Below are 22,960 nucleotides of genomic sequence, written 5' to 3' on the forward strand. Positions count from 1 at the left end.
GTAGGGGGGACTGCGTGAACAAGAGGCGTTGTGCGGCTGTGGTGTGCGCTCTGGCGCTGGTGGTGCTGTCCGGTTGTCGCGACCGGTCCACCGCCCAGGACAAGGCCGACCGGCTGTGCCGGGAAGTCGCCGAGGTCGACGCCATCGTCACCCAGTTGGCCGCGTTGGAGCCCACGGCCGCCAACGCCGCCCGGGTGGGCGAGCTGCGCAGCCGCCTCGAGTCCGAGTACGCCGATGTCGAGCGGGCGGCCCGCGACACCTCGGGGCTCAGCACGGCCGAGCTGACCGCCGCCTACAACCAGGTGCTGGCGGCCACGTCCGGCGTCAACAGCGAGGCCAGCCTGGCCCAGGCCCGGCCGGCCATCAACGTGGCCGCCGGCGAGTTCAGCTCGGCCCGGGTCGACCTGCACACCACCGGCCGGTGCTGACGGGCCGCTGAGCCGGGGCTGCACCCCGCTCAGGCGGAGACGGTGACGGTGGCCCGAAAGGTGGTGGAACCGGACGTGGCCGAGATGGTGGCCGTGCCCGGGGCGGCGGCCGTGAAGGTGGTGAACACGATGCCCTCGACCACGTCGTTGGTGTCGCGCACGACGGCCGGCCCACTCGACACCGGGTCCGAGTAGCGGACGCCGTTCAGCGGTTCGAGAAGCACGAGCACGAGGTCGCCCACCTTGGCCGACTGGGTCGTCCCGCTGTCGTCGGTCGTGAAGAACAGGGTCGACCCACCCCCGCCCCCCGAGCCCCCGGTGCCACCACCGGCCCCACCGGCGCCCGCGCTCCCGCCGGCACCGCCGGTGCGGGGGGCCGAGCCCGTCGAGCCCCCGGTGCCCCCGACCCCAGCCCCGCCCCCCGCCGCAGTGGTGGTGGGGCTGTCGGGCGAAGAGCCCGGGGAGGTGGTCGCGCTGGCGTCGGAGGTGGGCTGGTCGGGGTTGGCGGCCCCACCGTTCACCCCCGGGGCGGTCAGCACCGGGGGGACGTCGGGTTCGATGCCCGAGCGGCCCGCGGGCAAGCGCCGGTCGGACGTCTCCCCGTCGGCCGCCCGGTCGGCTGCGAACAGCCTGTCGGTCTCGCCGCCACCGCCCGACAGGCCCACGATCAGCACCACCACGGCCACCGCGGCGATGGCGGCCAGGGCGACGGCCCGCTGTCTGTTCACGTCCACCAGCCTGGCACGCCGGATGTCACGGGATCTTCAGGTCGCGGTGGAGGAACCGCCAACCGCCCACGACGGCCACGGCCCCGGCCAGGATGTAGGGCACGGCCAGGGCGGCCACCGTCGGGCTCTGGGCCAGCAGGTTGCGGTCGAGGTACCAGTGCCAGGGCGAGACGAACCGGGCGGCGTCGAACACGTCGGTGGCCGCGATCAGGCTCTGGAGCAGGTAACCGGCCACCGAGAACGTGCTGGCCACGGCCACGGCCACCCCCCGCCGGCCGAAGGCCGCGCCGGCCGCGAAGGCCAGCGAGGAGCTGAGCAGGCCGAGGCCGAGCAGGGCCACACCGGCCACCAGCACCCGGCCCACTCCGACCCCGTCGAGCAGCCCCACGGCCGGGCCCACGACCAGCAGGGCGGCCAGCCCGGCGACCGTCAGGCCGGCCACCAGCACGACCATGGCCAGGTAACGCTCGGCCGCCAGCCGGGCCCGGGTGACGGGGTGGGCGGCCACCAGCTCGAGCGAACCGTCCTCTTCCGAGCCCCCGATGGCCCGGGCACCGAGGCCGATCCCGAACACCATCACCAGTAGGGGGAACAGGGTGGAGAACAGCCGGCTGTGGAGGTAGCCCGGGGCGGACGTGAAGGCGATGCCCTCACCACTACCGAACAGGGCCCTGAGGGCCTCGGGCAGGTCGCGCACCAGTTCCTCGAACTGCTGCTGGCCCCGCACGCTGGGCCACAGGGCGGCTGTGAACGCCACCACCGCGGCCATGCCCACGGCCCACCACAGGAACGAGCGGCGGTGGTCGCGGGCGAACCGGCGGGCCACCGTCACCGGTCGTCCTGGCGGTAGTAGTCCAAGAAGACCTCCTCGAGATCGGCCTCGTGGGTGACGATGCGCTCCACGGTCAGAGAGCCGGCGGCCGCTTTGAGGGCGGCGTCCACCGGGCCCTCGACGACCAGGCGCACAAGTCCGCCGCCCGGGCCCGACGGGGCGTGGGCCTCGACCACCCCGGCCGCGCCCTCGAAGGCGGCCAGGTCGGCCGGGCCGGAGACGAACAGGTCGATGCGCTGGCGGGCCCGGGCCCGCAGCTCGGCGATGCTGGAAAGAGCCACCAGCCGGCCCTGGCGCAGGATCCCCACCCGGTCGGCCACCCGCTCCACCTCGGGCAGGTAGTGCGACGACAGGAACACAGTGGCTCCCTCCGCCACCTGTTCACGCACGAGCTCGAGGAACTCGTACTGCAAGATGGGGTCGAGGCCCGAGGTCGGCTCGTCGAGCACGACCAGCTCGGGGCGGTGCATGAAGGCCTGGACGATGCCCACCTTGCGCTTGTTGCCGGTGCTCAGTTCGCCGATGGGCCGGGTCGGGTCGAGCCCGAACCGTTCGAGCAGGGTGGGGAGCAGGGAAGGGGCGGGCGTCCCCCGCAGGGCTCCCAGGAAGGCGAACAGCTCGTCGGCCCGGTAGCGGGCGTCGAGATGGACATCGGCGGGCAGGTAGCCCATGCGGGCGCGCACGGCCGGGTCGCCACCGTGGCCGCCGAGCACGCTGACCGACCCCCGGGTGGGGCGCAGGAAGTCGAGCATGAGGCGGATGGCGGTCGTCTTGCCGGCCCCGTTGGGGCCCAGGAACCCGAACACCTCGCCGGGCTGCACCGAGAGGTCCACGTCCTCCAGGGCCCGGACGGCCCCGAAGTGCTTGGTCAACTCCCTGGTCTCGACCGCGGGCCCGTCCATGCGTTGGCGCACGCTACCGGCCCGTCCGAAAACGAGGGCGGAAGAGGAGCCGCAGCGGTACCGTGTTCGACTAATGCCTCCACGGTCAAGGTTTGCCTCGTTTCTCGCCCTACCTTCGGTTGGTCCTGGCCAACTCGCCCGCGGTCGACACCTCTTGGGGTCAAGCGAGAAACGAGCCAAACCTTTCCTGATGAGGCATTAGGAGGTCGTCGTCGATGGACTTCAGTTCGCCCGAGACCTGGCGGTGGATCTTCCTCGTGCTGGCCGTGGGGTTGACGGTCGGGGAGATCGCGGTGGCCGGATCGTTCTTCCTGCTGCCCTTCGGTGTCGGGGCCGGGGCGGCCGCCGTGGCCGGCTTCCTGGGAGCCCCCGTCGGGATGCTGTGGCTCGTCTTCGTGGTCGTGTCGGCGTTGGCTTCGTCGGTGTTGTGGCCCCTGCGCCGCCGCCTCGACAGCCGCGAGCGGTCCGAGATCGGGGCCGACCGCTGGGTGGGCCGCCAGGCCTTCGTGCTGCGGGACATCCCCGGCTCGGTGGGCGCGACCGGCACAGTCCGCCTCGACCGGGAGGAGTGGAGGGCCGAGAGCCTGGTGGGGGTGCCCATCCGGGCGGGCTCCACTGTCCTGGTCAGCCGGGTGGACGGCACCCGCCTGGTCGTGCTCCCTCTCGACGAACCGCCCTTGTTGCCCCCCATTTCGCAGGACAAGGAGTAGTCAATGTCGGTCATCGTCGTGCTGGCGGCCATCGCCTTTGTGATGTTCGTGGTGGTCGTCAGCGCCGTGAAGATCATCCGGCCCTACGAGCGGGGCCTGGTCGAGCGGCTCGGCAAGTACCACGCCACCGAGGAGCCGGGCCTGCGGCTGATCTTCCCGTTCATCGACCGCATGGTGCGTGTCGACATGCGTGAGCGGGTGGTCGACGTGCCGCCCCAGGAGGTCATCACGTCGGACAACGTGGTCGTGTCAGTGGACGCCGTCGTCTACTACGAGGCCACCGACCCCCGGCGGCTCGTCTACAACGTCGTCGACTTCTACATGGCCGTCACCAAGCTGGCCCAGACCAACCTGCGCAACGTGGTCGGGGACATGCAGCTCGACGAGGCCCTGACCTCCCGGGACACGATCAACACCAAGCTGCGGGAGATCCTCGACGACGCCACCGACAAGTGGGGCACCCGGGTGGTGCGGGTGGAGATCCAGCGCATCGACCCGCCCAACGACGTGATGAGCGCCATGCACGAGCAGATGAAGGCCGAGCGCACCCGGCGGGCGGTCGTCACCGCCGCGTCCGGTGAGCGGGAGGCGGCCATCACCCGGGCCGAGGGGGCCAAGCAGTCGGCCATCCTCGAGGCCCAGGGCCTGCGCGAGTCGGCCATCTTGGCGGCCGAAGGCGAGGCCTCGGCCACCCGCACGGCGGCCGAGGCCGAACGCTTCCGCCAGGAGGCGGTGGCCGAGGGCGAGGCGGCCGCCATCCGCGCCGTCTACCAGGCCATCCACGACGGCCGGCCCACGTCGGAGCTGATCGCCATCAAGTACCTCGAGGCCCTGGCCACCATCGCCGACGGCCACGCCACCAAGCTGTTCCTGCCGACCGAGCTCAGCTCCGTCTTGGGCGCCCTGGGCGGCATGAAGGAGCTGTTCCAGGCCATGGACGGCGCGGCCCACGACGGCGCCCCCGCCCGCCACTGACCCCTCCCGTCCCGGCGAGTAAGGCGGCGGCCGCGCCGGCACCGGCCCGTCGGCTCGGCTCAGCAGCTCAGTTCAGCATCGGTCAGTGCTCGTCCCAGTGGCCCTCGTGGACCGCGTGGCGGTGGCCGTCGTGGACGTAGTCGAGGTGACCGTCGTGGTCGACGGCTTCGTGGCCGCAGTTCTCGCCGTGGCCGTGGCCGTGGTCGTCATGCACGGCGTGGGCCGTCACGCACTCGTCCCAGTGGCCGTCGTGGAGGCGGTGGGTGTGGCCCTCGTGGACGTAGTCGACGTGGTCGTCATGGGCGACCGAGGCGTGCCCGCACGAGGGGCTGTGGGCGTGGGTGTGATCTTCGTGGACGGTGTGGATGGAAGTCATCGTTCTCCTTTCGTGGGCGTGGCCCGACGGCGGCCGCGCTCGGTGGCGTGCACCACGGCGTCGTGCACGATGTGGGCGACGTGCTCGTCGCCCAGCGAGTAGGCGATCTCCCGGCCCCGGCGCTGGCCGGTGACCAGGTCAAGGGATCGCAGCACCCGCAGGTGCTGGGAGACCAGGGGCTGGGTCACGCCCAGGGCCTCCACCAGTTCGTGGACGCACCGGGGCCCCTCCCTCAGCTCGAGCACGATGGCCAGCCGGTGCTCGTGGGCCAGTGCCCGCAGCAACTCGGCCGCCGGCACGAGCGAGCCGTCGTTGGTCGTGTCCACTCATATATTGTCTCATGCTTATAAGTGAATGTAAGCGGCTGGCCAGCGGCCGCGACCGGAACATGTCCCCCGGGCTCCTCCTGGGGGAACCGCTAGGAGGCTGGTGTCTAGACCCTCCCCAGGCGGCCGACCGCCCCGTTCGCGGCTCGGCGACACTGCAAAGGTGCTGGTCAGGGGCAGGTCGGCCGCTCGGCGCGAAGCGCCGATCGCGAAAGACACCAGCCTCCTAGGCCGGCCCGGCGGGCGCGGGACCGGCCCTGACCGAGCCCACGAGAGGATCGCCCCCGGGGCCGGTCACGTAGCAGACGACCCGGCGTTCACCGCGGTCCCAGTCCGAGGAGGCAGGGACGGCCACGAAATGAGCGGGCCGGGGTCGGCCCGCCGCCACCCCGGCGTACGCATCGACATCGGACCGGCAGCGGCCCAGTGCCTGCCGGACGAGATCGTTCACGGGCGGGTAGGGCCGGCCTGGCTCGCCCTCGACGGCGAAGACCGTGACGATCTCGGCTATGTGGCCCTGTCCGCAGGCCACGACGCGAGCGAGGAGGTAGGGGGCCCGGTCGAGGCAGGCCCCAGGGCCCAGGTCGCGAGGTGACACCGTGTCGACGAACGGGTGCGTCGCCGCTGGCACCTGCGCCACCCACCGGTCGCGGGGGCTAGGGCGGTCGCCGTCGAGCAACCCGACGTTCACCACGACCCTCAGGACCAGCGTTGCCGCCAGCAACGCGCCGATGCCCACTCCCCGCGCCACCTCGGCCAGCTTCCGCTTGGGGGGCGGGGGAGGACCTGGGTACGGGCCCGTTCCCGGGAGCCAGGCGGGCGGAGGCGGAGGGGGAGGCGGAGGGTTCGGGGTAGGCCATCCCGCCGTGCTCACACCGGCCGAGAGTACCGCTGCCCTCGTTCCTCGGCCGCGGTTTGGGCGGGAAGGTTCGATGGGTAGCCACCCACAAGCTGTCCGTGGCCCGCCCCGACCCCCCCACCGCCGAGGTCCCGCCCCAGCCGAACCGCCACCGGGCCGCTTGGCGCGCCCTGCGCGTCGGGCTCCTGGCCTTGGCCGGCACGGTGATCGGGCTGATGCTGGGAGGCCACTCGCGGGCCTCGATCGGGCCCTTCGACGTGACGATGCAGGCGCGGCCGTCGACCACCGCCGAGACCGTCGTGCGGCTGGCCCCGCTGGGGACCATCCGGTTCGACACCCACAGCGCCCCGGTACGGGTCGAGGCCCGCGTGGAGGAGTTGCGGCTCGACGAGGCCGAGGCCATCGCCCGCGACCCCACCGTGCTGGAGGACTTCGAAGAGACCATCGCGGGCGACGCCAGGGACGCTCTGGCCGACCTGGCCCGCCGTTCGGTGCTGGCCGGGGTGATCGGCGGGCTGGCTGGCACCCTGCTGGGGGCCCTGCGCTGGCGATCGCTGCTGGTGGGTGGGCCGGTGGTCGCGGCGGTGATGGGAGCGATGCTGGCCCTCACCGCCTCCTCGTGGCGCCCGCAGGCCGTGTCCGAGCCCGCCTACAGCGGGCTGCTGTCGGTCGCACCCCAGGTGGTGGGCGACGTGGGGGCCATCGTGGAGCGCTTCGGCGAGTACCGGGCGCAACTCGCCGGCCTGGTGGCCAACGTGGCCATGCTCTACGACGTGGGCCGGGAGCTGCCTACGTTCGACCCCGGCCGGGCCGCCACCACCCGGGTGCTGCACGTCAGCGACGTCCACAACAACCCCCAGGCCTTCGACCTGATGCGCACCATCATCAGCCAGCTCGGGGTGGACGCCGTGGTCGACACCGGGGACCTGACCGACTGGGGGAGCGAGCCCGAGAGCCGGCTCATCGACGCCATCGGGACCCTCGGTGTCCCCTACGTGTGGGTGCGCGGCAACCACGACTCGGTGGGCACGGCCGAAGCGGTGGCGTCCCAACCCAACGCGGTGGTGCTCGACGGCGGGGCCCACGAGGTGGTCGGGTTGCGCATGTGGGGGTTCCCCGATCCCCGGTTCACCCCCGACAAGTCGAGGGAGACCGGTACCGACGTGGAGCGCCAGGAGGCGGCCGCCCTGGTGCCCCAGGTGACGGCTGCGCTCGAAGCCGTGTTGCCCCCGCCCGTCGACCTGGTGGCGGTCCACGATGCCCGGATGGCGGCCGGCATCGGCCACCTCACGCCCCTCGTGCTGGCCGGGCACACCCACCAGCCCCGCCGTTCGAGCATCGGCGACGCCCTCCTCATGGTGGAGGGGTCGACCGGTGGCGCGGGCCTACGCAGCCTCCAGGGTGAGGGGCCCGAGCCGCTCACCTGCACGGTCCTCTACTTCGACCCCCCGTCGCGAGCCCTGGTGGCCTTCGACCGGGTCACCGTGGAGGGCCTGGGCCAGAGCTCCGTGCGCATCCAACGCCACCTCGTGCAGCCTCAGGAGCCGTTGGCCTCGACCACGACTGTCCCTTGACCGGGACGGGATTGGAACAGGGACAACGGCGAGTGGAGATGACGCAGCTTCATTCCAACCCTGACCACCCGGCGGCAGCGAGGACCACCCGGCCAGTGGATTGCTCAGCAGTCGGCAAGAGCGCGAAGCGCCTCGCACAACTCCGCTCGGCGCGGCCCGAGCTGACCCACCCGTGTCGTGAGAGCGCTTCGACGGACGCGCTGGAGGTTGTCGAAGGTGGCCGCGCAGTCGATGGCGAGGCCCTCGTCACGGCCGAGAGGGACCTCGGTGGGAATGCTTCGTACGCTACGAGTGACGGGCGCCACCACGATCGCCGTGAGGACCGGCACCGCCTCAGAGCGCGTCACGACCAGCACCGGGCGCCGCATGTCTTCTACCTCGGCCCACCAGATGTCGCCCTGTCCGGGAACCGTCACCATGGTTCTTCGGCGATCAGCGCGCGGGTAGCTTCGTCGAGCCCGAGCAGTTCCTCGTCCGTCTGCGGCTGCTCTCGATAGGCACGGGTTATCCGATCCCCGATGTCACGGCGCCGGTGACGCTCGACTAGCTCGGACAAGCCGGCGCGGACGGCCTCGGACCGACTCTCGACAGCCCCGGACGCCACCAGGGCGTCTACCGCATGGGCGAGCTCAGGATCAACGCGCGTAACGAACTGCGTCATGCATTCAGCATAGCGGTCCGCAATGCAACCCCGGGTTTGAACGTCGGCCCGTCCGGTACCTCCGAGTGGAGCTGATCGGATTCGAACCGACGACCTCTTGCATGCCATGCAAGCGCTCTAGCCAACTGAGCTACAGCCCCGTAACCGCCCTACGGTAGCAGTTGGTGGGCGGCCAGCGACCGCTCGGGGCGGTGGGCTGAAACCTCATGAGATCCCACAAGAGATGGCACTCACACGCTATCATCATCTCCATGGCAGAGGACGAGATCACTTGGATGAGCACGGGTGAGGCCGCTAAGCGGCTGGGGGTCACCGTGCGGACCCTCTACCGGCTCATCGACGAGAGCCAGTTACCGGCGTACAAGTTCGGCCGGGTCATCCGGCTGCAGCAGTCCCAGGTCGAGGCCTTCATCGAGTCGTCCCGGATCCAACCGGGCACCCTCGAGCACCTCTACCCCGAGTCGAGGAAAGAGATCTCGTAGACCGAGGCGAGCCGCACATAGGTCAGCCCGGGCGGGTCACCGTCGGTCTGCACGACGGCCATGTCGATGCCCACCGACCGTAGGTCGCCGGTCACCGAGGCGCCGTTGGAGTGGACGGTGACCCGGGGCCGCACGGCCGCGGCCTGGGCCAGGAGGTCCACCAACGCGGCCGCCCCTGGCGGACCGCCGTCGTCCGCGAAGGGCGACGGGTCGGGCCCCACGGCCGGGTCGGGCCGGCGCCGGTCGCCGGGGGGCTCGCGCAGCCACGCCAGCGCCGAGAAGGGGACGAGGCTGGTCGACCCGGCCGTCGTGGCCACCCTCACGAAGTCCTGGCCGACCGACGCCAGCCGGCCGACCACCGACCGTCCGGCAATCGTGGTCACGACCACCGTCGCGCCCCGCTCGGCCAGGCCGGCCAGTACCTGGGCCATCTGGGCGCCCTCTTCGGCCTGGGCCCGCAGCCAGCGCTCCCTGACCCGGGCATCGGCGGCCTCGCGCGCCCGGGCCTCGGCCGCCCACCGGTCGATCTCGTCGAACCGGCCCTCGTCGCCGATGTCCGCCACCGGCGGGAGCGTACCCACCCCCGCACTTACGCCGGGCGCGTACCGTGGGCCGGGGTAGCGTCGCGGGGTGAGCGGCTGTCTGTTCTGCCGGATCGTGGCCGGGGAGGTCCCGTCCACCGAAGTGGCGTCGTCGGACCACACCTACGCCTTCCGGGACATCGCCCCGGCCATGCCCACCCACGTGCTGGTCGTGCCCCGCCAGCACATCGAGTCGGCCGACACGGTGCGGCCCGAGCACGCCGACCTCCTGGCCGAGATGTTCGCCACCGCCCAGGACGTCGCCCGGCGCGAGCAGGTCGAGGGCCACGGCTACCGGCTCGTGTTCAACGTGGGCGAGCACGCCCAGAACTCGGTGCCCCACCTCCACCTCCACGTGTTGGGGGGGCGGCCCATGCAGTGGCCGCCGGGGTGAGGGCCGCCGGGTAACCTGGCGCCACCAGCGTGTCCCCCACCCCCGTCAAAGTCCTCGTGCCCGGCAACCACCTGATGGTTGAGCTCCTGGGCCAGCGCGACGAGTTGCTCCGGTTGATCGAGGCGGCCTTCGAGCGCGCCGAGATAATGGTGCGGGGCAACGAGATCACCGTCAGCGGCGAGGACGCCGACCGTGTCGGCCGGCTGTTCGAGGAGATGGTGACCCTCCTGCGCCAGGGCCAGCAGCTCGACCCCGCGGGAGTGGGGCGCACCATCGAGATGGTCAAGGCCGACGAGAGCCCGTCCCAGGTGACGTCGTCGGAGGTGCTGCGGTCGGCCCGGGGCCGGGCCGTGCGGCCCAAGACCAGCGGCCAGCGGCGTTACACCGACGCCATCGCCCGCAACGTGATCACCTTCGGGATCGGCCCGGCGGGCACGGGCAAGTCCTACCTGGCCGTGGCCATGGCCGTTCAGGCCCTCCAGGCCCGGCAGGTCAACCGCATCATCCTCACCCGCCCGGCGGTGGAGGCGGGGGAGCGGCTCGGCTTCCTGCCCGGCGACGTGCTGGCCAAGGTCGACCCTTACCTGCGTCCCCTCTACGACGCCCTCTACGACATGCTGGGGCCCGAGGGCTCCAAGCGCCTGTTCGAAGGGGACACCATAGAGGTGGCACCGCTGGCCTACATGCGGGGCCGCACCCTCAACGACAGCTTCCTCATCCTCGACGAGGCCCAGAACACCACGCCCGAGCAGATGAAGATGTTCCTCACCCGGATCGGCTTCGGCTCCCGGGCGGTGGTCACGGGCGACGTGACCCAGGTCGACCTGGCGGCCGGGCGCAGCGGCCTGCTGGGCCTCGAGGCCGTCCTGTCGGGCATCGCCGGCCTGGAGTTCGTGCACATGAGCTCGCGCGACGTCGTGCGCCACCGGATCGTCCAAGACATCGTCGACGCCTACGAGCGGGCGACCGACGGCCAGCGGCCGTGAGCGCGCCCTCCCCGGTGGCCGTGTTCGCGGCCGACGAGCAGTCCGACGAACCGGTCGACACGCTGCGCTGGGTCACCTTGGCCGAATCGGTCCTGGGCGCCGAGGGCGTACGCGACGACGCCGAGGTATGCCTGCTGTTCGTGGACGAGCAGGCCATGGCCGAGCTCAACAAGCGGTTCATGGGCAAGGACGGGCCCACCGACGTGCTGGCCTTCCCGATCGACGACGACGTGTACGAGGGGGGGCGGGTCGCCGATTCCCTCGGCCCCGCCGGCCCGGGCGACGACATCGAACCGTCCGATCTTCCGACCCTGCTGGGCGACGTCGTCGTCTGCCCGGCCGTGGCCCGGCGCAACGCGCCCAACCACGCCGGCACCTACGACGACGAGTTGGCCCTGCTCGTGGTACACGGGATCCTCCACCTGCTGGGTATGGACCATGCCGAGGACGCCGAGGCCCAGGCGATGGAGGAGCGCGAGCAGGAGCTGCTGGCCCGGTTCCACCGCCCATGAACCCCCCAAGTAGCCGGTGAACGGCGAACCGGCGCTGTGGGCCACGGTGGGCGCCCTGGTGGTGGCGGCCGCCGTGCTGGCCATGGCCGAGGCCAGCATCACCCGGGTGACCCGCACGAAGGCCGCCTCCCTGGTCGAGGACGGTCGGCGGGGGGCACGCTCGCTGGCCCGGCTCCTCGAACACCCCGAACGCTCCCTCAACCCGCTGCTGCTGCTCGTCCTGGCCTGCCACGTCACGGCCGCCACCGTCGTGGCCATCCTGGCCGACCGGTCCTTCGGCCTGGCCGGGGTGGCGGTGGCCGTGACGGCCGAGACACTGGTGATCTTCGTGGCCGCCGTGGTCGTGCCCAAGACCTACGCCGTCCAGCACTCCGAGAAGGCGGCGCTGGCCGTCGCCCCCCTCGTCTACGGCATCTCCCGCCTGTGGCCTGTCCGCCTGCTGATGGCCGCCCTCATCTGGGTGTCCAACGTCCTGGCCCCGGGCAAGGGGCTGAAGCGGGGCCCGTTCGTCTCCGAGGAGGAGCTGCTGGCCCTGGCCGACGTGGCCGAGGAGGAGGAGGTGATCGAGCGCACCGAGCGAAAGCTGATCCACTCCATCATCGAGTTCGGCGACACGGTCGTGCGCGAGGTCATGGTGCCCCGGCCCGACATGGTGACCGTCGAGGCCCGGGCGCGCGCCGGCGACGCCATGGAGCTGTTCATGTCGGCCGGGTTCAGCCGCATCCCGGTCTACGAGCAGGGCATCGACGACATCGTCGGCATCCTGTTCGCCAAGGACCTCATGAGGGCCTTGCGCTCGGGGGGCGAGGACCGGCCCGTGCGTGAACTGGTGCGGTCAGCCAGCTTCGTGCCCGAGACCAAGAGGGTGGCCGAGCTCATGCCCGAGATGCAGAAGGAGAAGGCCCACATGGCCATCGTGGTCGACGAGTACGGCGGGACGGCCGGCCTCGTCACCCTCGAGGACCTGATCGAGGAACTAGTGGGGGAGATCGTCGACGAGTACGACGCCGAGGAGGCACCCGTCGAGCCCATGCCCGACGGCGGCGTCCGGGTGAACGCCCGCATGCCGATCGACGAGGTCAACGAGCTCATCGGGGCCGCCTTTGCCGACGGCGACTTCGACACCGTGGGCGGGTTGGTGCTCAACCTCCTGGGCCACGTGCCCAGCGAGGGCGAGGCCGTCGACCACGACGGCCACCGGCTCCACGCCGAGCGAGTGCAGGGCCGCCGCATCGGCCGGGTGCGCATAACCAAGCTGGCTGCCGACGAGCCCGGCGACGGCCCGGCGACCGAGTGAGCGGCGAGCCAGCGCCCGAGGGGGCGCCCGGTCCGGAGCCGTTCCGGTCGGGGTTCGCCACCCTCGTGGGGCGGCCCAACGCCGGCAAGTCGACGCTGCTCAACGCCATCTTGGGCACCAAGGTGTCGATCGTGTCGGACAAACCCCAGACGACCCGCACCCAGGTGCGGGGGGTGCTCGACAGCCCCTCCAGCCAGGTCGTGTTCGTCGACACCCCGGGGATCCACAAACCGAAGACGGCCGCGGGGGAGAGGTTCAACGCCACCGCCCGCCAGGCCCTCGACGAGGTCGACGTGGTCTGTTTCGTGCTCGACGCCACCAAGCCCCTGGGCCGGGGAGACCGGTTCGTGGCCGACCGCCTGCCCCGGGCGAGCACGATCTGCGTGGTCACCAAGATCGACGCCGCTCCCCGCCGGGAGGTGCTCGAACAACTGCGCCGGGCCTCCGAGCTCGAGTTCTCCGAGTACTACCCGGTCTCGGGCACGACCGGCGCGGGCACGTCCGAGCTGGTGGCGGCGGTCGTCGAGCGCCTTCCCGAAGGCCCTCGTTATTACCCCGAGGGGACGGTCACCGACGTCCCCGACGCCTTCTGGGTGGCCGAACTGGTCCGCGAGCAGCTCCTGGCCGTGGCCCGCCAGGAGCTGCCCCACTCCATCGCCTGCCGGGTCACCGAGTGGGACTGGCCCCACGTGAAGGTCGAGGTGCTCGTCGAGCGGGAGTCCCAGAAGGGGATCGTCATCGGCAAGGGGGGCGAGGTGTTGAAGCGGGTCGGAACGGCCGTGCGCGCCCAACTCGTCGACGGCGCCTTCCTCGAACTGGTGGTCAAGGTCGAGCCCGACTGGCAGCGCCGCCCCCACTCCCTCGACCGCCTGGGCCTGTAGGCCGGCGGGAGCCACCCACGATGGCCGAGATGCTGCGGGTCAGCTCCAGTTGCCGCATACCCCTCGACGAGCTGGAGTGGCGCTTCAGCGGGTCGGGTGGCCCGGGAGGCCAGCACGCCAACACGGCCAACACCCGGGCTGAGGTCCGCTTCGACGTGGCCTCCTCGCCCTCGCTCGGGCCCCGCCAGCGGGCGCGGTTGCTCGAACGCCTGGGCCCGGTCGTCCGGGTGGTCGCCTCCGACGAACGCTCCCAGGCCCGCAACCGCGACCTGGCCCTCCAGCGGCTGGCGGCCCGCCTGGCCGACGCCCTGCGGGTGCCCAAGACCCGGGTGGCCAGCCGGCCCTCCCGGGGCGCCAAAGAGGCTCGCCTGAAGGACAAGCGCCAACGGTCCGAGGTCAAGCGCCAGCGAGGCCGGCCACCCACCGACTGATATTAGGGATCCCTAACTCCTTCTTGACGGCTGCCCTAACACAAGGGCAGGATGCCGCGGTGAGCCGAACTGCGTTGGGGGCCGCACCGGGCGAGGGCGGAACTATGGACCGGGCGCAGCCGAGGCCCCGATGACCGCCCCAGCGGTCGCCCCTCCCCGCCCCGCGCCCGGTCCCTCCGTAGCCCGGCCCCCGGCTCTGGCCCGGCGGGCGTTGGCCCGGTGGTGCGGCCTCGTCCTGCTGCTGGCCGCGGTTGTCGGGGCCTCCCTGGCCAGCGTGGCCTACGGCTCCAAGCCCATCCCCCTGGGGGTGGTGCTCGACGCCTTCTTCGCCTTCGACGGGTCCAACGACCACCTGATCATCCGCAGCCTGCGGGTTCCCCGCACGGTCGTCGGTCTCGGGGCGGGTGTGGCCCTGGGGCTGGCCGGCGCCGTTATGCAGGGGGTGACCCGCAACCCGTTGGCCGGCCCCGGCATCCTCGGGGTCAACGCCGGCGCCTCCTTGGCCGTGGTGATCGCCATCTACGCCTTCGGCATCTCCGACCTCTCGGTGTACGTATGGTTCGCCTTCGCGGGCACGCTCGGGGCCGCCGTGCTGGTATACGGCCTCGGTTCACTGGGCCGACAGGGCCCGACCCCGGTCAAGCTGGCCCTGGCCGGGGCGGCCGTCAGCGCTCTGCTGGGGGCACTCACCAGCGCCGTGCTCCTTCTCGACATCGCCACCCTCGACCAGTTCCGGTTCTGGGTGGTCGGTTCTCTGGCCGGGCGCGACGGCGACATCGTCCGCCAGGTCCTGCCTTTCCTGGTGGTCGGTGTGGTGCTGGCATTGGCCGCGGCCCGGGCCCTCAACACCCTCAGCCTGGGCGACGACGTGGCCCGCTCACTGGGCAGCAGGGTCGGGCTCTCGCGGCTCGTGGGCGCCGTCTCGGTGGTGTTGCTGGTGGGTTCGGCGGTGGCGGCCGCCGGCCCCATCGGCTTCGTGGGCCTGACTGTGCCCCACATTGCCCGGGCCATGTGCGGGCCCGACTACCGCTGGGTCCTCCCCTACTCGGCACTGCTCGCCCCCGTGCTGCTGCTGGTCGCCGACATCGTCGGCCGTGTCCTGGCCCGGCCGGCCGAGCTCGAGGTCGGCATCGTCACCGCCTTCGTGGGCGCACCCTTCTTCATCGCCCTGGTCCGCCGCCGCAAGCTGGCCGAGCTGTGAGGTCACCGGTCAGCCTCTCTCGCACGGTGGTGCTGCCCAGCCTTCGGGTGTTGCGGGTAGCCCGTCCGAGTATCTCGCGGGCCGTGAACGTCCGAGTGGCCGGGGTGTCGTTCGCCCTGCTGGGGGTCATCGCCCTGGCTGGGGCGGTCAGCATCAGTGTGGGCGACTTCCCCATACCTCTCGCCGAGGTCGTACCCGCGGTGTTCGGCTACGGCGACACCGACGCCTTCTTCATCGTCAACACCCTGCGTCTGCCGCGCGTGCTGACGGGGGCCCTGGTAGGCGCCGCCTTCGGTTTGTCGGGCGCCGTCTTCCAGAGCCTGGCCCGCAACCCTCTGGCCAGCCCCGACATCATCGGTGTCAACGCCGGGGCCGCGGCTGCCGCCGTGCTGGTGATCGTGGTCGTCGGGGGCACCTCGACGCAGGTCTCCCTGGGGGCCCTGGCCGGGGCGTTGGCCACTGCCGTTGCTGTCTACCTGCTGGCCTACCGCCGGGGGGTAACGGGCTACCGGCTGGTGCTGGTGGGCATCGGGGTTACCGCCATGCTCTCCAGCATCACCTCCTACCTGCTCACCCGGGCCGAGATCTTCCAGGCCCATCAGGCCACGGTCTGGCTCACTGGAAGCCTCAATGGGCGAGGTTGGGAGCACGTGCGGCCGGTCACCTTGGCCCTGGTGCTGCTCTTGCCGCTGACCCTGGGCCTGGGCCGCCAGCTCCGTGCGTTGCAACTGGGCGACGACGCCGCCCGGGGGCTGGGAACGCGGGTGGAGGCAGCCCGGGCCGGGCTGATCATCTCCGGGGTGGGCCTGGCGGCGGTGGCCACCGCCTCGGCCGGACCAGTGGCCTTCGTTGCCCTCGTCTCGCCCCAGATCGCTCGCCGCCTGGTCGGCGGAGCCACCGCCGCCTTGGGGCCGGCCGCCCTCAGTGGGGCCGCCCTGATGCTGCTGTCCGACCTGGCGGCCCGCCGCCTCTTCGCCCCCACGGAGCTGCCCGTCGGCGTCGTCACCGCCGTCATCGGCGCCCCGTACCTCATCTGGTTGTTGGCCCGAGCCAATCGCATCGGAAAGGGAGGTTGACATGCCCGCCCTCGTTGACCCGCCGAGCATCGACGACGACCTGAGCCGTCGAGAGTTCGTGGGGATCATGATCGCCGCCGGCCTTCTGGGCGCATGCGGAGACGCCGACGGCCCGCCGGGGGCGGCGCCCTCGACGACCGCCGGCCCCTCGACCCGCACGGTCGGCACCGCCTTCGGGCCGGTGGAGGTGCCGGCCACCCCCATGAGGGTGGCGGTGCTCAACGTCATCGCCCTCGATGCGGCCATCACCGTCGGACTGAGCCCGGTGGCGGTGATCGGCCGGCTGTCACCCCTCCAGGGCGACCGCACGGCCTCGGTGCCGCTGCGGGCGACGAGCCTCAACGTCGAGGCCCTCGTCCAGCAGCGGCCCGACCTCATCCTCCATGGTGCTTTCGGCGGGAAGCTCTTCGCAGGCGAGTACGACACGCTCAGCCGCATAGCCCCGGTCGTGGCCTACGACTTCGAGAACGACCTGCGCTGGAAGGACTATTTCTCCTACTTCGCCGATGCCGTAGGCCGGCGCGAGCGGGGTGAGGAGGCCCTGGTCCGCTACCAGGCCAGGGCGGAGGAGCTGGGCCGCAAGGTCGGCTCGTCCCGGGCCAACCTGACGGTCTCGGTGGTGCGCGCCCGGCCTGACGCCGTGCAGAACTACTCGACGACCGGGTTCGCGGCCGCCATCTTGGGCGACGCCGGCATAAGCACCCCCCAGGCCGAGGGCCGCCTCTCACTGGAGCGGGTGAACGAGGTCGACGCCGACCACCTCTACGTTTTCGCCTCCGAGGACGACCCGGCGAAGGCCGCCTCCGCCGTCGAGGCTCTGAGGGCACAGCCGGTGTGGGGGACGCTGCGGGCCGTGCAGGCCGGCAACGTCCACGAGGTCCCCACCTACTGGTTCGGGTTCGGGGTCACCGAGGCCATGGCCGTGCTCGACGATCTCTTCGACACCCTGGCCGGTGGCCGGTCGCGATGAGCACTGCCACGTACTTGGCCGAGACCGGGGCGCGGCTGAGCGCGGCTGCGGGGCACCTGGGCTTCGCGGTAGGTGCCCCCCAAGGTAAGGGGTGGGTCGGTCTCGACCAGGTGATCGGCACCGGGCTGCTCGACCATTTGGCCACCGACTTACGGGCCAGCGAAGGTCGGGCCGACGTGGCCGGTTCCTACCTCGGCGCGCGGGTGAGTGGCCCGGTAGTGAGCGCCACTGTGGGCGCGCTCGTGACCGATCGCCGCTGTCCCGACCCGGCGCCCTCCAACGTGGCCCTGCACCTGCACGAGGAAGGCTGGTTCGACGCGCTGGCCTTCCTCGAAGCGCGGGCGGCAGTACTGGCGGACGACCCGGCCGCGGGTGAGGCCGGCACGGTGGTGGTACCCGACCCGGCGGCTCTGCGGATGTGGTGGGCGGAACGCCTTACCGCCTCGGTCGGGCCCCTCCTCGAGGCGGTGCGGGACCGCACGCCTTACGGAAGGCGTGGATTGTGGGGGTCGGTGGCCGACCGCGTGGGCGGCACCGCGCTGGCCGTGGCTCGGTCTACCGGCCGGGCTGGCCTGGCGGCCTGGGCGGAGGCGGCCGAGCTCTTGGATGCCCTGGCCGCCCAGGTACCGGTGGGCCTCAACCGCCCCCACCCCTTGCCCGTCACGGCCGCCGGCGGGGACGAGGCGTGGTTCCAGGTCAAGGGCACCTGCTGTCTCTACTACCTCACCGTGGCCGACCCTGACCCGTGCGGGGACGGCTACTGCACCACCTGCCCGTTCACTGACCCCGACCATCGCCACCGGAAGCTCGCCGACTGGCTCGCCGCGCCGGACGCGGAGAGGTAGCGGTCGGATGTCCCATGACTCTGTCATCCTCTGGCGGCTACGAGCGGCCGCCAGCCTGTCCACGGCCCTCCCGGTGATGGCGCTCGCAACCGAGCTGCAGGCCGAGCCCACCTGGCGTGGTTGGGAGCACCCGTGATGGCGGAGCCGGGCGCGGGTAGGGGCACGGCGTCTGCGGAGCGGCTGCGGGCTGAGGGTGTGCGGCTGGCCTACGACGACCGGATCGTGGTGCACGACCTCTCGATCGCTATCCCCCCGGGGCGGGTCACCGTGGTCGTGGGGCCCAACGCCTGCGGCAAGTCCACCCTGCTGCGGGCCCTGGCCCGCCTCCTGAAGCCGAAGTCGGGCACGGTGTACCTCGACGGCCACGCCATCGGGAAGCTGCCGACCCGAGAGGTGGCCACCCGATTGGGGATACTGCCCCAGTCTCCCGTCGCCCCCGAGGGCCTCACCGTGGCCGACCTGGTGGCCCGGGGCCGCAATCCCCACCAGCGGTGGTTGCAGCAGTGGAGCCCCGACGACGAGGCCGCGGTCAGCGCCGCGCTGGAAGCCACGGCCACGGTGGAGCTGGCCGACCGGCCCGTCGACGAACTGTCCGGGGGTCAACGCCAGCGGGCCTGGATCGCCATGGCCCTGGCCCAGGGCACGCCCATCATGCTCCTCGACGAGCCCACCACCTTCCTCGACATGGCTCACCAGGTCGAGATCCTCGACCTGCTGGCCCGCCTGAACCGTGACGAAGGGCGCACCATCGTCATCGTGCTCCATGACCTGAACCAGGCGTGCCGCTATGCCCACCACCTCGTGGCCATGGTCGATGGGGCCATCGCGGCCGAGGGCTCTCCCGCCGAGGTCGTCACCGAGGCGATGGTCGAGCGGGTGTTTGGCCTGGCCGTGCGCATCATCGCCGACCCGGTGGCCGGCACCCCCCTCGTAGTCCCCGCCGGCCACCCCCACCGTCCCGGCTCCCAGACCGGGCCTGCCCCCAACGGGCACCGGCCCGCGAGCGCCGGCTCGAGGCGGGCCCCGTCCCCATCCGTGGAGCCCGAGTAGTGACCGCCGACCGGGAGGCTGACGGGCCCGCCGTCGACCGTTCCCGTTCAGCTAGGCCGCGGCAAGGTGCGAAAGCCGTGTTCGTCGAAGTCCTCGTCGAAGGCGAAGGCATCGACCAGGCCTTCCTCGCGCATGACCTCGAACGACGTCCAGTCGACGAGCGAGATGTCCCGGCGTCCGGCGGCTACGAGCGCGGTGGTCGCACGGCGGTGAAGCTCGATGTCAGGGCATCGGACCGAGAGCACCGGCAGGATCTCGTCGTGGAGGCTCCGCAGCGCGTCCATCCCGTGGCGTCGCTGCACGAGGGCCGAGGTCTCGACCACGACGTAGCTGTGGGTGCGAAGTGGGCGGTCACCCGCCAGCAGTTGCGCCCACATCTCGTCGGCTCGGCGATGGGCCACGTCGGCGGCGTTGAGCACGGCCAGCAACGCCGAGGTGTCGACGAAGACGCTCATCCCCCGAAGGCCTCGAGGAGGTCACGATCGTGGTCTCGGGAGTCGCCGCTCCAACAAAAGCGCCCCGAAGCTGCTCGGGCTCGGGCACGACGATCAGTCGTCGAGGCGTCCTCGATGAGGGCGAGCACCCCCTGTCGTACGAGGGCTGCCATAGACGTTCCTCGCGAGCGTGCGAGCTCGCGCAGCCGGTCCATCTGCTCGGGCTCGAGGGAGATCTGAGTTCGCACCACGACCGAGAATGATAACAGTTGTGCCGTAAATGCCATCATCCCTGTCGTCCTCGTCGTGGGCGGCAGCCGTGCGGCGGCGGTGATCGTCCGGGTCGGCCTGGCCCGCAGTCCCACCACTCTGAGTACCCGAACCTGTCGACGGAGACCTGGCCCGAGCAATGTGGTCACGAGGCCTAGTACCGTGACCACATGGACGTGGCCATCCGGGAGTTGAAAGCAAAGCTGTCCGCTTACATACAGCGGGCGTCCGCGGGCGAGCTCATCACCGTCACGGACCGAGGCCGGCCGGTGGCCGTCCTCGGTCCGCCCGTCGGTCGCGTCGACCTGAACGCCGCGGCTGAGGCGGGATGGCTCACGCCAGCGGCGAGGACCGGCCTGGGGGCGGTCCGTCGGCGAAGGTCCGACCGCAGCACCCTCGACGTCCTGAACGAGGACCGCTCCGAGTGACGCTCTACGTCGACTCGAGCGCACTGCTGAAGCGCTACGTGGACGAGGCCGACTCGGACCGGGCCGTCGAGCTCTTGGCCAGTGACCCCGAGCTCGTCACCGGTCGGCACACCGTCGTAGAGGTGCGACGCAACCTTGCTCGCCTTCTTCAACCCGCGGACGCGACGGCAGCCCGCGCCGACTTCGGTGCGGACCTGGGGTCGATCTCCATCGTGGAGCTCGACCCGGCTACGTGCGAGCTGAGCGCGACCATCGCCGAGCAGACCGGGGTGCGGACGATGGATGCGCTCCATCTCGGTGCCGCCAAGCGGCTGGGAACGGCTATGACGTTCCTGACCTTCGACGTGCGCCAGGGGCAGGCGGCCCGTGCCCTCGGCTTCGCGGTGGCCGGCGTCTGAGCCCTCGCCGGGGCGGCCAAGGCGGGTTATAAGGCTTGCCTAAGAAGACCTCTTAGGTATACCATAGATTCCTGAACTGCTGGGTGGTCCTTGCGTCGCGAGCCGGGGTTCACCGAGAAGGACGTGCACGAGCCCAAGGAGAGCGAATGAGTACGACGTCGCTGTGCCCAGCGCTTCCCGAGGTGCAGGACGAACTGACCCGCCGAGAGTTCGTGGCGGCGCTCACTGCCGCCGGGTTGTTGGCCGCGTGCGGCCGCGATCGTGTGACCGCACCGGACGGGGCGGCGACCCGCACGGTCACCTCACACAACGGCCCGGTCGAGGTGCCGGCCGACCCGGGACGGGTGGTGGCCGCCATCGGTTCCTTCGAGATCGATATGGTCGCTGTGGGGGTCATGCCGGTGCTCACCACCAGCTTCGCTGGCCCGTGGGTCAAGCTGGGCTCTTCCGTCAAGATCACCGAGAACATCCCACCCGACCCCGAGGAGCTGCTGGCCCTGCGCCCCGACCTCATGCTCGGGTGGAACTGGGTGACGGCTGAGCCGGTCTACGAGAAGCTCGTCAAGATCGCCCCTTACGTGGGACTGGGCGAGAGCGCGGCCACGGCCGGCCCCGGGTTCGAGAACGGCCCGCTCAAGAGCTGGGGCACCTTGTTCCTGAGCGTGTGCGACGTGCTCGGCCGCCGGCCCGAGGGCGAGCGCCTCGTGGCCGAGCTGGAGACCCGCCTCGACCGCCTGGCCGAGCGTCGCTCCGGCCAACCACGGCTGAGGGTGGCGCGCATCGAGTTCTACAAGTCCGGCTCGTTCAGTTGGCGGGGCCAGGACGAGGACACCGCCGAACTGATGCGCCGGATCGGGCTGGAGGTGGTAGGCCCGGCTACGAGCGAGCGGGACCAGAGCCTGGAGCGACTGGCCGAGATCGACGCCGACCGCCTCATCATCCCCGTAGGCAGCGAGAGCATCCCCCGGGCCGTCTACGAGGAGGTGGCGGCCACGCCGCTCTTCCGGGCCATCCCGGCCGTGGCCGCCGGCCGGGTCGACCTCGTAGACGCCCGGTTGTGGCCCGGGTTGGGCCACCTGTGGGCCCGCGCCCTCGTCGACGACCTCGAGCGTCTCTACGTGCCCGCCTGAGGCGACCAAGCGACAGGGCCGCTGGGCCGTACGGGCCGCACCCAGAGGTCCGCGCGTCGCCCGGCCCGGCAGTCAGTCGATCCAACCGAGAAAGGGGAGTTCGCATGATCGAGGAGATGCCGTCGCGGCGGCTTGTCGGGCCCGGCCGGGCGACCGCCACTCGACTGACCGGCGTCGCCATCGTGGCGCTGGTCCTGTTGGTCGCGCCGGCGTGCGGGACCAGCGAAGAGGGCGCGCCAACACAGCCGGCGTCGGGCACACGCACAGCCGCGTTTCCCCGCACGGTCTCTCACGCCTTCGGGGATTCGGTCATCCTTCATGAACCCCGCCGCGTCGTAGCCTGGGGATGGGGGAGCGCGGACGCCGCCGTTGCGCTCGGGGTGGTGCCGGTGGCCATACCGTTCCAGGCCTACGGGGGCGACAACGAGGGCGTGCTCCCATGGATCCGGGAGAGGCTCAAGGCTGAAAACGCGGCGCTGCCGATCGTTCTTCCTGATGCCGAGGAACCACCGTTCGAGGCTATCGCCGCCGCCCGTCCCGACCTCATTCTCGCCGTCTATTCGGGTATAACGGGCGAGGACTACAAGCTCCTGTCGGCCATCGCCCCGACGGTTGCGTACCCGGGTAAGCCCTGGGCCACGCCGTGGCGGGACACGGTCAAGATCGTCGGATCGGCGCTGGGCCGGGACCAGCAGGCGGCCGAGGTGCTTCGAGGCATCGACGACCAGGTCGCGGCCAAGGCGTCGGCCCACCCCGAGCTCAAGGGCAAATCGGTCGCCATGGTGTGGGACTCGGCCGGCACGTTCTACGTGTACAAGCCGGCCGACGCCCGGGTGGAGTTCACCCTCGGGCTCGGCCTGGTCAACGCCCCCAGCGTTACGGCCCTAGCCTCGGGGGAGTCGAGCTTCTTCTACACACTGAGCTACGAGCAGTTGGAGAAGCTGACGAGCGACATCCTCGTGAGCTACGCCGACACACCGGAGGCCTCGGAGGCTTTCCTGTCGTCTCCTCACGGACAGCTCATGGAGCAGGTGCGGACGGGGAGGGTGGCACCCGTCATCGGCAAGGAGTTCATCGCCTCGGTATCGCCCCCGACCGCCCTGTCGCTCACCTGGGGGCTGGACGAGTACGTGAGGATCCTGGCCACCGCCGCCAAGGCCGCCGGTGGGCCGCGGTAGAGGCGGACCGTGGACGGCGGGCCGGCCGGGTGATCGAGCTCGACG

The 22,960-nt window shown here is 71.5% G+C and carries 31 protein-coding genes and 1 tRNA gene; 20 read left to right on the forward strand and 12 right to left on the reverse strand.

The window, feature by feature from the left end:
• The first annotated feature begins 14 nt into the window (after positions 1-14).
• Entirely contained in the window at positions 15-428 is a 414-nt protein-coding gene (locus AB1673_02880) for a hypothetical protein (GenBank protein ID MEW6152922.1), read from the forward strand.
• Between the two features lie 29 nt (positions 429-457).
• Here AB1673_02880 and AB1673_02885 read toward each other — a convergent pair whose 3' ends face one another.
• Genes AB1673_02885 through AB1673_02895 form a run of 3 tightly spaced genes read right to left on the reverse strand, consistent with a single transcriptional unit; the run spans position 458 to position 2,890 of the window.
• On the reverse strand, positions 458-1,156 hold the full coding sequence (locus tag AB1673_02885) for a hypothetical protein (protein MEW6152923.1): 699 nt from the start codon (positions 1,154-1,156) through the stop codon (positions 458-460).
• Between the two features lie 25 nt (positions 1,157-1,181).
• Positions 1,182-1,988, reverse strand: coding sequence for an ABC transporter permease subunit (locus AB1673_02890; protein ID MEW6152924.1), 807 nt, complete (start codon positions 1,986-1,988; stop codon positions 1,182-1,184).
• On the reverse strand, positions 1,985-2,890 hold the full coding sequence (locus tag AB1673_02895) for an ABC transporter ATP-binding protein (GenBank protein ID MEW6152925.1): 906 nt from the start codon (positions 2,888-2,890) through the stop codon (positions 1,985-1,987). The genes AB1673_02890 and AB1673_02895 overlap by 4 nt, the downstream gene beginning before the upstream one ends.
• Positions 2,891-3,105: 215 nt before the next feature.
• On the opposite strand from AB1673_02895, the gene AB1673_02900 reads away from it, so the two are divergent.
• Positions 3,106-3,600: an NfeD family protein gene (locus AB1673_02900; protein MEW6152926.1), complete on the forward strand. Its 495-nt coding sequence runs from the start codon at positions 3,106-3,108 to the stop codon at positions 3,598-3,600.
• A gap of 3 nt (positions 3,601-3,603) precedes the next feature.
• Positions 3,604-4,575: an SPFH domain-containing protein gene (locus tag AB1673_02905; GenBank protein MEW6152927.1), complete on the forward strand. Its 972-nt coding sequence runs from the start codon at positions 3,604-3,606 to the stop codon at positions 4,573-4,575.
• An 82-nt stretch (positions 4,576-4,657) separates the two neighbouring features.
• Here AB1673_02905 and AB1673_02910 read toward each other — a convergent pair whose 3' ends face one another.
• From AB1673_02910 to AB1673_02920, 3 genes are all read right to left on the reverse strand, one after another.
• The gene (locus AB1673_02910; protein MEW6152928.1) at positions 4,658-4,951 is read right to left on the reverse strand and encodes a hypothetical protein; all 294 of its coding nucleotides are present in this window, start codon (positions 4,949-4,951) and stop codon (positions 4,658-4,660) included.
• Positions 4,948-5,277, reverse strand: coding sequence for a metalloregulator ArsR/SmtB family transcription factor (locus AB1673_02915; GenBank protein MEW6152929.1), 330 nt, complete (start codon positions 5,275-5,277; stop codon positions 4,948-4,950). The genes AB1673_02910 and AB1673_02915 overlap by 4 nt, the downstream gene beginning before the upstream one ends.
• Positions 5,278-5,503: 226 nt before the next feature.
• Complete coding sequence (locus AB1673_02920) at positions 5,504-6,028, reverse strand: septum formation family protein (GenBank protein ID MEW6152930.1); 525 nt, start codon at positions 6,026-6,028, stop codon at positions 5,504-5,506.
• 206 nt (positions 6,029-6,234) lie between these two features.
• Between AB1673_02920 and AB1673_02925 the strand changes: the two genes are divergently transcribed.
• The gene (locus tag AB1673_02925; GenBank protein ID MEW6152931.1) at positions 6,235-7,710 is read left to right on the forward strand and encodes a metallophosphoesterase; all 1,476 of its coding nucleotides are present in this window, start codon (positions 6,235-6,237) and stop codon (positions 7,708-7,710) included.
• A 104-nt stretch (positions 7,711-7,814) separates the two neighbouring features.
• Here the strand turns inward: AB1673_02925 and AB1673_02930 are convergent, their stop codons facing one another.
• The 3 genes from AB1673_02930 to AB1673_02940 form a co-directional block, all read right to left on the reverse strand.
• A complete protein-coding gene (locus AB1673_02930) occupies positions 7,815-8,129 on the reverse strand; it encodes a type II toxin-antitoxin system PemK/MazF family toxin (protein MEW6152932.1) in 315 nt (104 codons plus the stop codon).
• Entirely contained in the window at positions 8,123-8,371 is a 249-nt protein-coding gene (locus tag AB1673_02935) for a ribbon-helix-helix domain-containing protein (protein MEW6152933.1), read from the reverse strand. The genes AB1673_02930 and AB1673_02935 overlap by 7 nt, the downstream gene beginning before the upstream one ends.
• A gap of 66 nt (positions 8,372-8,437) precedes the next feature.
• Positions 8,438-8,511 (reverse strand) — tRNA-Ala (locus AB1673_02940).
• Between the two features lie 111 nt (positions 8,512-8,622).
• Between AB1673_02940 and AB1673_02945 the strand changes: the two genes are divergently transcribed.
• Complete coding sequence (locus AB1673_02945; GenBank protein ID MEW6152934.1) at positions 8,623-8,853, forward strand: helix-turn-helix domain-containing protein; 231 nt, start codon at positions 8,623-8,625, stop codon at positions 8,851-8,853.
• Here the strand turns inward: AB1673_02945 and AB1673_02950 are convergent.
• Positions 8,823-9,416 (reverse strand): hypothetical protein, encoded by a 594-nt coding sequence (locus tag AB1673_02950; protein ID MEW6152935.1) that lies wholly within the window; start codon positions 9,414-9,416, stop codon positions 8,823-8,825. The genes AB1673_02945 and AB1673_02950 overlap by 31 nt on opposite strands.
• A gap of 67 nt (positions 9,417-9,483) precedes the next feature.
• Here AB1673_02950 and AB1673_02955 point away from each other — a divergent pair, with 67 nt between their 5' ends.
• The 11 genes from AB1673_02955 (at position 9,484) to AB1673_03005 (ending at position 19,077) form a co-directional block, all read left to right on the forward strand.
• Complete coding sequence (locus AB1673_02955; GenBank protein ID MEW6152936.1) at positions 9,484-9,828, forward strand: histidine triad nucleotide-binding protein; 345 nt, start codon at positions 9,484-9,486, stop codon at positions 9,826-9,828.
• A 74-nt stretch (positions 9,829-9,902) separates the two neighbouring features.
• Positions 9,903-10,814 carry a PhoH family protein gene (locus AB1673_02960; protein MEW6152937.1) on the forward strand — a complete coding sequence of 304 codons (912 nt, stop codon included), beginning with the start codon at positions 9,903-9,905 and terminating at the stop codon, positions 10,812-10,814.
• The gene (gene ybeY / locus AB1673_02965) at positions 10,811-11,326 is read left to right on the forward strand and encodes an rRNA maturation RNase YbeY (GenBank protein MEW6152938.1); all 516 of its coding nucleotides are present in this window, start codon (positions 10,811-10,813) and stop codon (positions 11,324-11,326) included. Before AB1673_02960 ends, ybeY begins: the two co-directional genes overlap by 4 nt.
• A gap of 16 nt (positions 11,327-11,342) precedes the next feature.
• Entirely contained in the window at positions 11,343-12,623 is a 1,281-nt protein-coding gene (locus AB1673_02970; protein ID MEW6152939.1) for a hemolysin family protein, read from the forward strand.
• Positions 12,620-13,504 carry a GTPase Era gene (gene era / locus AB1673_02975; protein MEW6152940.1) on the forward strand — a complete coding sequence of 295 codons (885 nt, stop codon included), beginning with the start codon at positions 12,620-12,622 and terminating at the stop codon, positions 13,502-13,504. Before AB1673_02970 ends, era begins: the two co-directional genes overlap by 4 nt.
• Before the next feature lie 20 nt (positions 13,505-13,524).
• Positions 13,525-13,935 (forward strand): alternative ribosome rescue aminoacyl-tRNA hydrolase ArfB, encoded by a 411-nt coding sequence (arfB, locus tag AB1673_02980; GenBank protein ID MEW6152941.1) that lies wholly within the window; start codon positions 13,525-13,527, stop codon positions 13,933-13,935.
• A 130-nt stretch (positions 13,936-14,065) separates the two neighbouring features.
• Entirely contained in the window at positions 14,066-15,136 is a 1,071-nt protein-coding gene (locus AB1673_02985) for an iron chelate uptake ABC transporter family permease subunit (protein MEW6152942.1), read from the forward strand.
• Positions 15,137-15,219: 83 nt separating this feature from the next.
• Positions 15,220-16,212: an iron chelate uptake ABC transporter family permease subunit gene (locus AB1673_02990; GenBank protein MEW6152943.1), complete on the forward strand. Its 993-nt coding sequence runs from the start codon at positions 15,220-15,222 to the stop codon at positions 16,210-16,212.
• A 1-nt stretch (position 16,213) separates the two neighbouring features.
• Positions 16,214-17,182 (forward strand): ABC transporter substrate-binding protein, encoded by a 969-nt coding sequence (locus AB1673_02995; protein ID MEW6152944.1) that lies wholly within the window; start codon positions 16,214-16,216, stop codon positions 17,180-17,182.
• The gene (locus tag AB1673_03000) at positions 17,179-18,027 is read left to right on the forward strand and encodes a (2Fe-2S)-binding protein (GenBank protein ID MEW6152945.1); all 849 of its coding nucleotides are present in this window, start codon (positions 17,179-17,181) and stop codon (positions 18,025-18,027) included. The genes AB1673_02995 and AB1673_03000 overlap by 4 nt, the downstream gene beginning before the upstream one ends.
• 135 nt (positions 18,028-18,162) lie before the next feature.
• Complete coding sequence (locus tag AB1673_03005) at positions 18,163-19,077, forward strand: ABC transporter ATP-binding protein (protein MEW6152946.1); 915 nt, start codon at positions 18,163-18,165, stop codon at positions 19,075-19,077.
• 47 nt (positions 19,078-19,124) lie between these two features.
• Here AB1673_03005 and AB1673_03010 read toward each other — a convergent pair whose 3' ends face one another.
• Both AB1673_03010 and AB1673_03015 read right to left on the reverse strand, forming a co-directional pair.
• Positions 19,125-19,532 (reverse strand): PIN domain-containing protein, encoded by a 408-nt coding sequence (locus tag AB1673_03010; GenBank protein ID MEW6152947.1) that lies wholly within the window; start codon positions 19,530-19,532, stop codon positions 19,125-19,127.
• The gene (locus AB1673_03015; protein ID MEW6152948.1) at positions 19,529-19,801 is read right to left on the reverse strand and encodes a ribbon-helix-helix protein, CopG family; all 273 of its coding nucleotides are present in this window, start codon (positions 19,799-19,801) and stop codon (positions 19,529-19,531) included. Before AB1673_03015 ends, AB1673_03010 begins: the two co-directional genes overlap by 4 nt.
• Positions 19,802-19,951: 150 nt before the next feature.
• Here AB1673_03015 and AB1673_03020 point away from each other — a divergent pair, with 150 nt between their 5' ends.
• The 4 genes from AB1673_03020 to AB1673_03035 all read left to right on the forward strand — a co-directional run bounded on the left by AB1673_03020 (position 19,952) and on the right by AB1673_03035 (position 22,915).
• Positions 19,952-20,209, forward strand: a complete 258-nt coding sequence (locus tag AB1673_03020) for a type II toxin-antitoxin system prevent-host-death family antitoxin (protein ID MEW6152949.1) — start codon at positions 19,952-19,954, stop codon at positions 20,207-20,209.
• Positions 20,206-20,607: a type II toxin-antitoxin system VapC family toxin gene (locus AB1673_03025; protein ID MEW6152950.1), complete on the forward strand. Its 402-nt coding sequence runs from the start codon at positions 20,206-20,208 to the stop codon at positions 20,605-20,607. Before AB1673_03020 ends, AB1673_03025 begins: the two co-directional genes overlap by 4 nt.
• 146 nt (positions 20,608-20,753) lie before the next feature.
• The gene (locus AB1673_03030) at positions 20,754-21,737 is read left to right on the forward strand and encodes an ABC transporter substrate-binding protein (protein ID MEW6152951.1); all 984 of its coding nucleotides are present in this window, start codon (positions 20,754-20,756) and stop codon (positions 21,735-21,737) included.
• A 104-nt stretch (positions 21,738-21,841) separates the two neighbouring features.
• Positions 21,842-22,915 (forward strand): iron-siderophore ABC transporter substrate-binding protein, encoded by a 1,074-nt coding sequence (locus tag AB1673_03035; protein MEW6152952.1) that lies wholly within the window; start codon positions 21,842-21,844, stop codon positions 22,913-22,915.
• Positions 22,916-22,960 lie beyond the last annotated feature (45 nt).

The sequence above is a fragment of the Actinomycetota bacterium genome (assembly GCA_040754375.1).
In the GTDB taxonomy this organism is placed as follows: Bacteria; Actinomycetota; Acidimicrobiia; order Acidimicrobiales; family AC-14; genus JBFMCT01.